General features: G+C 64.2%; 8 protein-coding genes. 5 read left to right on the forward strand and 3 right to left on the reverse strand.

Translation table 11 applies throughout. The features are described 5' to 3' along the window. Nucleotides 1-22 precede the first annotated feature (22 nt). The 5 genes from QVE23_RS08315 to QVE23_RS08335 all read left to right on the forward strand — a co-directional run bounded on the left by QVE23_RS08315 (nucleotide 23) and on the right by QVE23_RS08335 (nucleotide 7,557). Nucleotides 23-3,109: a phosphodiester glycosidase family protein gene (locus QVE23_RS08315; RefSeq protein WP_287967921.1), complete on the forward strand. Its 3,087-nt coding sequence runs from the start codon at nucleotides 23-25 to the stop codon at nucleotides 3,107-3,109. A 320-nt stretch (nucleotides 3,110-3,429) separates the two neighbouring features. Further along, on the forward strand, nucleotides 3,430-4,218 hold the full coding sequence (locus QVE23_RS08320; RefSeq protein ID WP_021748562.1) for a hydroxypyruvate isomerase family protein: 789 nt from the start codon (nucleotides 3,430-3,432) through the stop codon (nucleotides 4,216-4,218). A gap of 51 nt (nucleotides 4,219-4,269) precedes the next feature. Beyond that, the gene (locus tag QVE23_RS08325; RefSeq protein WP_287224672.1) at nucleotides 4,270-4,929 is read left to right on the forward strand and encodes a YczE/YyaS/YitT family protein; all 660 of its coding nucleotides are present in this window, start codon (nucleotides 4,270-4,272) and stop codon (nucleotides 4,927-4,929) included. Between the two features lie 228 nt (nucleotides 4,930-5,157). Beyond that, complete coding sequence (locus QVE23_RS08330) at nucleotides 5,158-6,429, forward strand: HlyC/CorC family transporter (RefSeq protein ID WP_036629886.1); 1,272 nt, start codon at nucleotides 5,158-5,160, stop codon at nucleotides 6,427-6,429. A 75-nt stretch (nucleotides 6,430-6,504) separates the two neighbouring features. After that, a complete protein-coding gene (locus tag QVE23_RS08335; protein WP_025545353.1) occupies nucleotides 6,505-7,557 on the forward strand; it encodes a putative ABC transporter permease in 1,053 nt (350 codons plus the stop codon). Nucleotides 7,558-7,722: 165 nt separating this feature from the next. Here QVE23_RS08335 and QVE23_RS08340 read toward each other — a convergent pair whose 3' ends face one another. From QVE23_RS08340 to QVE23_RS08350, 3 genes are all read right to left on the reverse strand, one after another. Further along, nucleotides 7,723-9,114, reverse strand: coding sequence for an MATE family efflux transporter (locus tag QVE23_RS08340; RefSeq protein WP_287826710.1), 1,392 nt, complete (start codon nucleotides 9,112-9,114; stop codon nucleotides 7,723-7,725). 75 nt (nucleotides 9,115-9,189) lie between these two features. Further along, nucleotides 9,190-9,675, reverse strand: coding sequence for a hypothetical protein (locus QVE23_RS08345; RefSeq protein ID WP_287967922.1), 486 nt, complete (start codon nucleotides 9,673-9,675; stop codon nucleotides 9,190-9,192). 224 nt (nucleotides 9,676-9,899) lie between these two features. After that, nucleotides 9,900-10,772: a 4Fe-4S cluster-binding domain-containing protein gene (locus tag QVE23_RS08350; protein WP_036629729.1), complete on the reverse strand. Its 873-nt coding sequence runs from the start codon at nucleotides 10,770-10,772 to the stop codon at nucleotides 9,900-9,902. Nucleotides 10,773-10,888: the final 116 nt, after the last annotated feature.

Raw genomic sequence — 10,888 nt, forward strand, 5'->3', positions numbered from 1 at the left:
CTGCAGCTTATGGAGGTATGACATGAAAAACACCCTGCGCAAAACCCTGTCCCTGTTTTTGGCGTTCACGCTTCTTTGCTCCCTGGGCCTCACCGCCGCCGCGTCCGAGGCCATGGGCGAGGACCTGACCTCCAAGGGCACTCTTTTGAACCAGAAGACCCAGCTCTCTACCAATGTGTTTTGGAGTACTGCGTACTCCGACCTGCGGACGGAGAACGTCGTCACATACGAGCCCAATGCAGATGTGACGCCCATCGTCACCTTCGGGGACTCCCTGACCACCCGCACCACGGTCACCTCTGCGGCCCAGGCACTGGAGAGCCAGGGCTACCGGGTGGTGGCGGGCATCAACGGCGACTTCTTCAACACCTCCAACGGCCTGCCCATCGGCATCCTGGTGTCGGAGGGAGAGGTCCTCAGCAGCGACGGCGGCTACTACGCCATGGGTTTCCGGGAGGATGGCTCTGCTGTCATCGGCAAGCCCGGACTCTCCATCTCCGCCAACCTGGGCTATCAGGGTTCGGACAGCAGCGGGTACCTCACGGACATCATCCGCACGGTGGCCGGCATCAACAAGGCCCGGGTCTCCACCGGCGGCATCTACCTCTATACATACGACTTCAACAACCGGCACACCACCGGCAATACCGAGGCCGGCGTGGACGTGCTGTGCACCATCGTGGACGGCTCCCTCTCCATCGGCGGCACCATGACGCTGGTGGTGGACCAGGTGATCGAGGCCACCTCCGCAACGGCCATCGGGCCGGACCAGATTGTCCTCTCCGCCAACGCCCTCTCCAACACCTACTACACCGACGCCCTGCGGAACATCCCTGTGGGCGCCACGGTGACCGTCACCGTCTCCGCCGCCAATGAGGCGTGGAACGATGTGCAGTACGCCGTGGGTGCCTTATACTCCCTGGTGCAGGACGGCGCCGTGGTCTCCGGTCTGCCCTCCGGGGTGAACCCCCGCACGGCGGTAGGTGTGACAGCTGACGGCACCGTGGTGTTCTATACCATCGACGGCCGCCGGTCCGGCCACTCCATCGGCGCCAGCCTGAGCCAGGTGGCCCAGCGGATGATCGAGCTGGGCTGCGTGGCCGCCATCGGCCTGGACGGCGGCGGCTCCACCACCATCACCGTGACGCAGCCCGACGACACCACCGCCGCTACCATCAACCGCCCCTCCGACGGCAGTGAGCGGGCGGTGGCCAACCACCTGTTCCTGGTGGCCACCAATGAGCCCACCGGCGAACTGGGCCACTTCTACGTCCAGGCGGACAACGCCTACGTTCTGGCGGGCAGCAAGGTGGAGATCTCCGCCGCCGCCGTAGACACCAACTACATCCCCATGGACGAGGACTATGACTACGACCTGGAGGCCTCCGACGGGGAGCTGGACGGCAATATCCTCACCACCCCGAAACGGGGCGGTGAGATCACCGTCACCGCCTCCAGCGGCCGCAGAGAAGGCTCTACCACCGTCTACGCCATCGAGGATCCCACGGACGTGGTGATCCGGGACAGCAGCGGCACCGCGCTCACCACGCTGAATGCCGCCACCGGCACCACCACCCAGCTGGCCGCCACCGCCGCCTACAACCACATCTCCCTGAAGGCGGATCCGGAAGCCTTCACCTGGGAGGTCACCGGCGACATCGGCACGGTGGATGAGCACGGCCTCTTTACTGCCGCCGCGCCTGGCACCGGCACCATCACGGTCTCCGCCGGCCGGGCCAGAGTCTCCATCCCCGTCACCGTCTCCAGCTCCGGCACGGTCTCCGCCGGCGGCGTCATGGAGGTGGAGTCCTTTGAGGGCAGCACCACCATCTTCCGGGGCAGCGGCAGCAACATGGACTTCAGTCTGAACCACAGCGCCGACACCGTGCGGATGGGCAGCGGCTCCGCCAAGGTGGATTACACTCTTACCGAAACCGGCGCATCCCAAGGCGCCTACACCGCCGAGTGGCGGGCCTCCAAGTCCACGGGCATTGACTGCAGCACCTACACTGCCCTGCACCTGTGGGTCTACGGCGACGGCTCCGGCAACATCCTGTCCCTGCTGTACAACGATGGCGCCGCAGGCTATCAGTCCCTCCAGGTGACCCCGCTGGACTTCACCGGCTGGAAACAGGTCACCGTCACCCTCCCCGGCGCACACTTCGAGATTCAGGGTCTGCAGGTCAGCGCCACCACCGCCGCAGACGGTACGGTTTCTGTCGGCGACAAGCTCTCCGGCACCATCTATATCGACCACATCACCGCCACCGCCTCCGGCACGCCGGACAACGCGGCGCCTGTGGTCTCCGCCTCCCTCGACAATTCCCTCTGGCAGGTGACCGCCTCGGTCGCCGACGCGGTGGATGGCATCCTGCCGGCGGGCAGCGTCACCGTCACCTACAACGGCGCCCCCTACGGCAGCTATGATCCCGCCACCGGTCTTGTGACCGTGGCCCTGCCCGGCCCCGGGGAGAGCCACGAGGCCATGCGGATCACCATCACCGCCCGGGACCTCTCCGGCAACATCGGCCGGGCCTCCGTGGATGTGGAGCCCTACGGCGTGGACCACAAGTTCACGGACATCAACGACTACTGGGCGGCCACCTATGTGGACTTCCTGTACAACGCCAATATCACCACCGGCTACGCCGACGGCACCTTCCGGCCCAACGACAACATCTCCCGCCAGCAGTTCGCGGTGATGCTGTATCGCTACCTGGGGCTGGACGGCACCCAGTATGAGAGCGTGACGCTGCCCTTCGCGGACAACGCCTCCATCGGGGATTACGCCCTGACGGCGGTGAAGGCCCTGTACACCGAGGGCATCATCAACGGCTCCACCGGCAGCGACGGACGGCTGTACTTCAATCCCGGCGGGTCCCTGACCCGGGCCCAGGCCGCCGCCATGATCGGCCGTACCCAGGAGAAGGGCTACGCCATTGTCGATCTGACCTTCTCCGACACCGCCTCCATCCCTGCCTACGCCACCTACTACATCCAGACCATGGCGGCCCAGGGCGTCATCAGCGGCTATGCGGACGGCACGTTCCAGCCCGGAGCCAACATCACCCGGGGTCAGATGGCCAAGATCCTCTACAACCTGATGTGAGTTTCGCCTTTCAGAGGCCGGCGCATCCGCGCCGGCCTCTCCTTATGGAGAGCGTCTTTTCGGAATCTGCCGGGTGCTGCAAAGCGTTATCGGCTCCAATCCCCTGTGATTTCAGGAAAGGGTCTCCCCCGGGGCCCGTCCAGGCAAATGCCGCCGGGCACAGCCCTTCCCGGTCGGCCTCTATTCAGGCGGCCAGGGCTGTCCGGTGAAGCCGGAAGATGGAAACGGTGCCTGTTGACAGCTCCTGCCCCAGGGTGTAAAGTAATCATATTCCACATCCTGTCCGCGGACAGGATGTCTCTTTGCGAGGAGGCCCCCCCATGAAGCTGAGACGTTCCGCCTGTATTGACACGCTGTACCTGGAGCTGCCCTTCCTGGACCGGTTCCAGGCGGCAAAGGAGGACGGCTTTGACGCCGTGGAGTTCTGGAGCTGGGCGGACCGGGACCTCTCTGCCGTCAAATCGGCATCAGATCGGGCCGGGATCCCTGTCTGCGGCTTCAACGGGGACGCGGACCTCTCTCTGATCGACCCTGCCCAGCGGGAGGCGTATCTGGCCTTTCTGCACCGCTCTCTGGAGGCGGCCCGGTTCCTGGGCGCCTCCGGCGTCACCGTCCACTCCAACGGTCTGGGGCCGGGGGGCGTGGTGCTGGCGCCCCGGGAGGACCTCTCCCACACGGTGAAGCTCTGCTCCCTGTACGCGGGCCTTGCCGCCAGCGCCCGCCTGGCGGAGGAGGCAGGCGTCACCCTCTATCTGGAACCGCTGAACATCTCCACAGACCACCCCGGTAATTTTCTGCGGGACACGCAGACGGCGGCGGAGCTGGTACGCCTGATCGGCTCTCCCCGCCTGAAGGTCCTGTATGACATCTACCACATGCAGCTGAGCGAGGGCCGCCTCTGCGACACCATCCGGCAGTACGCCGATACCTTCGGCCATGTCCACGCGGCAGACGCCCCCGGCCGCCGTGAGCCCGGTACCGGGGAGATCGCCTTCCCCCGGGTCTACAAGGCGCTGGAGGCCGCCGGCTACACAGGGCTTGTGGGCTATGAGCTGTTTCCCGCCCGCTCCACCCGGGAGGCTGTAAAGGCCATTCTGGACGCCGGCTGACACGTTGACCGGTACCCCCTGTATTCTGCGAAAAAGGACGGATCCAACAAGATGCACTCCATAAAAATCGCTCTCTCCCGCTATGGCTGGTTCACTGCCGGAGTCCTGCTGAACGCCTTCGGCGTAGCCCTGATTACCAAGGCCGCGCTGGGGACCTCCCCCATCTCCAGCCTGCCCTATGTGCTGAGCCTCCGCTTTCCCGTCACGCTGGGACAGTTCACTTTTTTGATGAATATGCTGTTCATTCTGGCGCAGGTCCTGCTGCTGCGGAAGGACTTCCGTCCCGTTCAGCTCCTACAGGTTGCTGTGAATGTGGTGTTCAGCCTGTTCATTGATGTGAGCATGGGACTCCTCTCCTGGATGGAGGTCGGTGTGCTGCCCATGCGGCTGCTGGCGCTGGCCGTGGGCTGCGCCGTGCTGGGCTTCGGCATCAGCGTCGAGGTGGCGCCCCGGGTGCTGATGGTCCCCGGCGAGGGGATCGTCCAGGCCATCGCAGTCGTCACCGGCCGACAGTTCGGCAATGTAAAGACGGCTTTCGACGCCACGCTGGTGTCCACAGCCCTGCTCCTCTCCCTGCTCTTCTTCCATCGGCTCCAGGGCCTGGGGATCGGCACCATTTTTTCCGCACTGGCGGTTGGCCGGTTCGTGGACCTCTATAACCGGAGACTGCCGCTGATCTCCCGCATCTCCGCCCTGGGTGCAAGAACCTGAAAAATCAGTGTTGCATCCCTTCCGTTGTTATGGTATATTAGCAGATAAGTAAGTTGGCCTGCCGGCCAGGAAGGATCTGTGAACCCGCGTGGACGAACCTCCGTTGCCCACCCATACATACCGAGGTGTCTTTCAGAAGGACAGTCTGCCCCAAGGGGTGAGACTGCCCTTTTCGCGTTTTGGGCCTCAGGGATCCGCTGATTTTTTTGAGGAGTGATGATTTTTCCCATGGACAGTTCCACTATATCAATGACCGTGGCCATCGTCCTGCTGGTGATGATGTCGGCCTATTTCTCCGCCACGGAGACCGCCTTCTCCTGCCTGAACAAGATCCGGATGAAGAGCCGGGCGGAGTCCGGCGACCACCGGGCTGCTCTTGCCATGGACCTGGTGGAGGACTATGACCGGCTGATCTCCACCATCCTCATCGGCAACAACATCGTGAACATCACCGCCTCCACTGTGGGCACAGTGCTGTTCACCAAGCTGTATGCGGCTTACGGCCCCACCGTCTCTACGGTGGTGTTGACGCTGGTGGTGCTGATCTTCGGCGAGATTTCCCCCAAGAGCCTGGCCAAGGAGCACGCGGAGAGCTTCGCCATGTTCTCCGCGCCCATCCTGCGGGTGTTTCTGCTGGTCCTGCGGCCACTGAACTTCCTGTTCTCCCAGTGGAAGCGGCTGCTGAACATGATCTTCCACCCCTCTGAGGACCAGGGCATCACGGAAGAGGAACTAATCACCATGGTATCCGAGGCGGAGAACGAGGGAGGTCTGGACCAGCACGAGAGCCAGCTGATCCGCTCCGCCATCGAGTTCGGCGACCTGGAGGCCGGGGACATCCTGACGCCCCGAGTGGACATCGTGGCGGTGGAGGACTCTGCCTCCATGGAGGAGATCGCCGCCGTGTTCGCTGAGAGCGGCTACTCCCGCCTGCCGGTGTACCACAAGGACGTGGATGACATCGTGGGCGTGATCCATGAGAAGGACTTCAACGCCGCCCGCTACCGGGGCCAGGGCAACATCTCCGGCTGCATCACGCCGGTCCACTATACCACCGCCAATGCGGACCTGGGCCTGCTGCTGCGGACGCTGCAGAAAAAAAAGACCCACATGGCCATCGTGGTGGATGAGTACGGCGGCACCGAGGGCCTGCTGACCATGGAGGACATCCTGGAGGAGCTGGTGGGCGAGATCTGGGACGAGCACGATGAAGTGGTGGAGTCCTTCCGCAAGCAGAGCGACGGCAGCTTCCTGGTGGCCGCCGGCGCCGACCTCTCCGACTTGTACGATCTGTTCTCCATCAAGGGGGACTGCGACGCCAGCACCGTCTCCGGCTGGGTGATCGACCAGCTGGGCCGCCTGCCCCTGGTGGGGGACCACTTCCAGGCGGAGGGCCTGGACGTCACTGTGACCATGGTGGACCACCGCCGGGTGCTGGAGGTTCGGGTGGCCGTGGCGGCGGAGGCGCCGGAGACCGCGGAGGGCGCGGCACAGCACTGACCGGACGAACCCGCCGCCCGTCCCGCCAGAGCCCCGGCGGGACGGGCGGCTCCCTCATTTGAAACCGGAGGTCTTATGTACGTCTATTCCCTGGGACAGTGGCTGCTGTTCTTCTTTCTCTACTGCTTTCTCGGCTGGGTGTGGGAATCCTGCTACGTCTCCGCCAAGCGGCGCCAGTGGGTGAACCGTGGCTTTCTTCACGGCCCCATGCTGCCCATCTATGGCACCGGCGCCGTCATCATCCTGCTGGCCACCATCCCCGTGCGGGACAGCCTGTGGCTGGTTTTCCTGCTGGGCATGCTGGCCGCCACGGCGCTGGAGTATGTCACCGGTGCCGCCATGGAGGCCCTCTTCAAAGTCCGTTACTGGGATTACTCCAAGCAGCCCTTCAACCTCAACGGCTATATCTGCCTCACCAGCTCCCTGGCCTGGGGCGCCTTCTCCATCCTGCTGGTGCGGTTTCTGCACCCGCCTGTGGAGGATCTGGTGCTGCGGCTGCCCGCCTTCCTGGTGGATCCTCTGGCGTTCCTGCTGACCATCGCCGTCACCGTAGACGCAGTCCGGTCCTTCCAGGCCGCCATGGACCTGCGGGAGGTCCTCACCCGCCTCACGGAGGAGAACGAGGACCTGCGCCGCCTTGCCAAGCGGGTGGAGGTGATCTCCGCCTTTGCGGAGGAGGACCTGCGCCGCTTCCGGGAGCGCACGGAGGTGGAGCGGCTGCTCCGGCAGGAGCGCTGGGAGGACACCCGCCGCCAGATTCAGGAGGCCTATGCCAAGGGCGCCCGACGCCGCCAGGCCCAGCTGGAGGAGTCCCTGCGCCGCCGGACCGATGCCAAGCTGACGGCCCTTGCCAACATCCAGGAGGCTCTGGAGGCCTACCGGGACCGGCTGGCAGCTGCCAGGGACCTGACAGAGGAGTCTCTGGAGGCCCGCCGGGCGGAAGTCCAGCAGCTTTTGGACCGACTCCGGGACCGGGAAGCTTCCATCCGCGCCCGCACCGCCAGGCGTTATCGCCAGTCCCTGCGCATCCTGCGGGGCAACCCCTCCGCCAGCGCCAAAGCCTTTGCCGAGGCCCTGGAGTCCCTGCGGAAGCTGGGGGATCGCCGGGAGGGGGAGGACGGCGAATGAGGAAAGCCGGCGCAACAGCCCCTGCTCTGCAGAGCGGCCGTTGGTTCCATACGGAGCGGACGTCCCTTCTTTTCGTGTTCCCTTATAGCAATTCTCCATCTCTGTCTGAACCGACGATCTTATACAAACAAAGCGGCACAGCCTTCGGCTGTGCCGCTTTGTCGATCAGGATGGCAGCGTGGACTTGTTCTCCGCAGCGGGCGGGTCCGCGGGGAAATCCAGAATCCGCCGGATGCACAGGGCATAGACTGCGATGCTCACCACCGGCCCCGCGATGTCGGAGATGGGTTCCGCGTAGAATGCGGCCCGAGCGCCGAAGACCGCCGGCAGGGCAAACAGGGCGATAAAGTACACCGCCTTCCGGAAGGCGGACAGGGGCAGGGCCAGCTGTACCTTTCCCATGCCGGTGAATCCGTCCACAATGGCGTACTGCAGCCCCAGGGGGATCAGGGCCAGGGTGCAGATGTGGATGGCGGAGAGGGCCTCCGCTGCCAGCTCCGGCTCCGTGGTGAAGAGGCGCACGAAGAGAGCTCCCCCCAGACGGGCCAGCAGAAACAGGGCCGTCACATAGGCCACGCACAGTCCGGCGATGAATGCCTGGGCCTTCAGGATCCGGTCCCGCCGCCGGGCGCCGTAGTTGTACGCCAGGATGGTGCCTGTGCCGGCGGAAATGCCTCCCAGGGGCATGGTCACCACCAGCATGAAGCTCTGGGCGATGGTGGCGCAGGTCACCAGACGGTCTCCCAGCTCCGCCCCGCCATAGGACTGGAGGATGGCGTTCATGGAGATAATCATGATGTTGTCCACGCCGATGATGAGGAAGGGCGTCATGCCCACCGCCAGGATGCGGAGCATCAGCCGCCCGTCGTAACCGCCGAAGGTGATGGCGATGGGCACAGACTTGCCGAAGAGGAACCGCAGTACATAGAGGCAGCTGGCCAGCTGAGAGAGGACCGTGGCCACGGCAGCCCCAGCCACCCCCATGTCAAAGAGAAAGATGAACACCGGGTCCAGCACGATGTTCAGTGCCGCCCCCAGCATGACGGAGATCATGCCCTTCCGGGCGTAGCCCTGGCAGATGATGAACTGGTTCAGCCCCAGAGCCAGCAGGTTGAACACCGTCCCGCAGAGATAGACGGTGAAATAGGTATTGGCGTAGCCGTAGGTGGCATCGCTTGCGCCGAAGGCCATCAGCATGGGCTGGCGCAGGGGGAACACCACCGCCATCAGCGCCACGGAGCAGACACACAGCATCAGGAAGCTGTTGGAGAGGATCCGCCGGGCCTCCTCCGTTTTACCCGCCCCCATGCGGATGCTCATGAGCGGCGCGCCGCCCACGCCGATAAGAGAGGCGAATGCGCCGATCAGCGTCACCACCGGCCCGCAGACCCCCACGCCCGCGAGAGCGGTCTCCCCCACCAAGGGGATGTTGCTGATGTAGATGCGGTCCACGATGCTGTACAGCACGCTGACGAACTGGGCCAGCATACTGGGTATGGCGATCCGCAGCACCAGGGGCCGGATGGCGTCCGTGCCCAGATTGTTCTCCAGCTTCATAGCAGGTCTCTCCCAAAACACACAAAAATCGGGCTGTCCGCACCGGACAGCCCTCTCATTATAAAGACACGGGATTCAGTTTGCAACCCCCGATTCGCCCCGGAGGATAGCGGAGAGCTGTTCGCACAGTGCGGCGGCCTGCCCACTGCCAAAATAGCCGATACGGACCACCCGGCCGTTGACCCTGGCTTTGCCGGTGCCGTTGGAGACGGAAAGCTTCCGCTCAAGGTCCCCGCTGGCATCCAGATCCACGATGATGTCGCCGATCTCCGAAATAACGTCTGCGCCTGTCAGTGTATCCCAGCAGAAATGATAGGTGTACTGATCCAACAGCTCCAGGAGTGCCTCTGCCTGTTCGCTGTCCGCAGAGACAGTATAGCTCTCAGAGTCTGTCTGGCTCTGCCCGTCTCGCACATTGAGGGTGACCAAAAAGCCGTATAAATCCTCGCCCTCCAGATCCACCGCATCCCCCAAGGACCGGGGCCACAGCATCCAGGCTGCAAAGGCCAGGACGGCCGCCGCCAGTAGGACCAGTACCACTCGCTTCACGCTTCGGGTCATGAAATCCCTCCTCTGCAAATAGGGCCGCCGGGGCTCAGCCGCACTTGCGGACGCTGCCCAGCAGGGTCTCCAAAGCCATCAGCCCCACCAGCACAGCCAGCGCCGCCAGCAGGATCAACAGCCACTTCCACTTGCCGCGGATCATCTCTCCGCCCCCTCAGTCTTGTTTTTTCAACATAACATAGGCCACGGAATTTGTCCATACCGCGTCTGAAGGCAGGCACTCAAATTCCCCGCAGGTCAAAGGCCGGGGTGTACTCCTCCCTGGCCGACGTCCGCTCCTGGGTGTAGCCGTCGGTGATCCCGCAGTTTTCCATGTACTCCACTGCCGCCCGGTACTCCGCCTTGGTCACGTGGCGGGCCAGTTTCCCTTCTGCCCCTGGCTGGGGCGTATACTGGCTCATGAGGGAAAACAGCACCTCCCCGGGGCGGAAGCTCTCCGCCACCCAGTCGATGACTCTTCGGGTGTTCTCCAGTTCTCCCGGCAACAGAAGATGTCGGATCAACACACCCTGCTTTAAAAGGCCGTTTTCCATCCGGTAAGGCCCGGTCTGGCGGAACATCTCCAGAATGGCCCGCTTGGCCCAGTCAAAGTAGTCCGCCGCGCCAGAGTATTTGCAAGCAGGTTCGGAGAGGCCATACTTCAAGTCCGGCAGATACACCTGTACCTTCCCCTCCAGACGGCGGAGAGTCTCCGGTTTCTCATAGCCGCCGCAGTTCCACACCACCGGCACGGGCCATTCCTCGTCCCCCAGGGCCTCCAGAACCGCGTCGGTGAAGTGGGTGGGGGTCACCAGGTCCAGGCAGGCGGCCTCCTGTCCGATCAGCTCGTGAAAGATCTCCCGCAGCCGCTCCGCCGTCAGGACCTTTCCCACCTCCCCCTGGGAGATGGGCTTGTTCTGGCAGAAGCAGCACCGGAGATTGCAGCCGGAGAAGAACACGCACCCGGCGCCGCGCTCCCCCACCAGGCACGGCTCCTCCCAGAGGTGGAGCATGGCCCGGGCCGCCACGGGCACGCTGGGCATCCCGCACACGCCGCCCCGCCTCGTCTCCGTCCGCTCCTCGCCGCAGTTTCTGGGGCACAGGCGGCAGATCACAGCAGGTCCTCGGGGCGGAAGTCCGGGCCCAGGTCCCCGGCCATCCAGTGCTTGCGGCACAGGCCGATGTACTGGTCGTTGGCCCCCAGCACCACCTGCTCGCCCTCCTTCAGCAC

Origin of the sequence: Oscillibacter sp. KLE 1728, assembly GCF_934833455.1 — a bacterium.
GTDB classification, from domain to species: domain Bacteria; phylum Bacillota; class Clostridia; order Oscillospirales; family Oscillospiraceae; genus Oscillibacter; species Oscillibacter welbionis.

What these genes read in the sequence shown, in the direction of transcription:
- QVE23_RS08315 (WP_287967921.1), top strand. Translation starts at nt 23, where the DNA reads ATGAAAAACACCCTGCGCAAAACCCTGTCCCTGTTTTTGGCGTTCACG.
- QVE23_RS08320 (WP_021748562.1), top strand. Translation starts at nt 3,430, where the DNA reads ATGAAGCTGAGACGTTCCGCCTGTATTGACACGCTGTACCTGGAGCTG.
- QVE23_RS08325 (WP_287224672.1), top strand. Translation starts at nt 4,270, where the DNA reads ATGCACTCCATAAAAATCGCTCTCTCCCGCTATGGCTGGTTCACTGCC.
- QVE23_RS08330 (WP_036629886.1), top strand. Translation starts at nt 5,158, where the DNA reads ATGGACAGTTCCACTATATCAATGACCGTGGCCATCGTCCTGCTGGTG.
- QVE23_RS08335 (WP_025545353.1), top strand. Translation starts at nt 6,505, where the DNA reads ATGTACGTCTATTCCCTGGGACAGTGGCTGCTGTTCTTCTTTCTCTAC.
- QVE23_RS08340 (WP_287826710.1), bottom strand. Translation starts at nt 9,114, where the DNA reads ATGAAGCTGGAGAACAATCTGGGCACGGACGCCATCCGGCCCCTGGTG.
- QVE23_RS08345 (WP_287967922.1), bottom strand. Translation starts at nt 9,675, where the DNA reads ATGACCCGAAGCGTGAAGCGAGTGGTACTGGTCCTACTGGCGGCGGCC.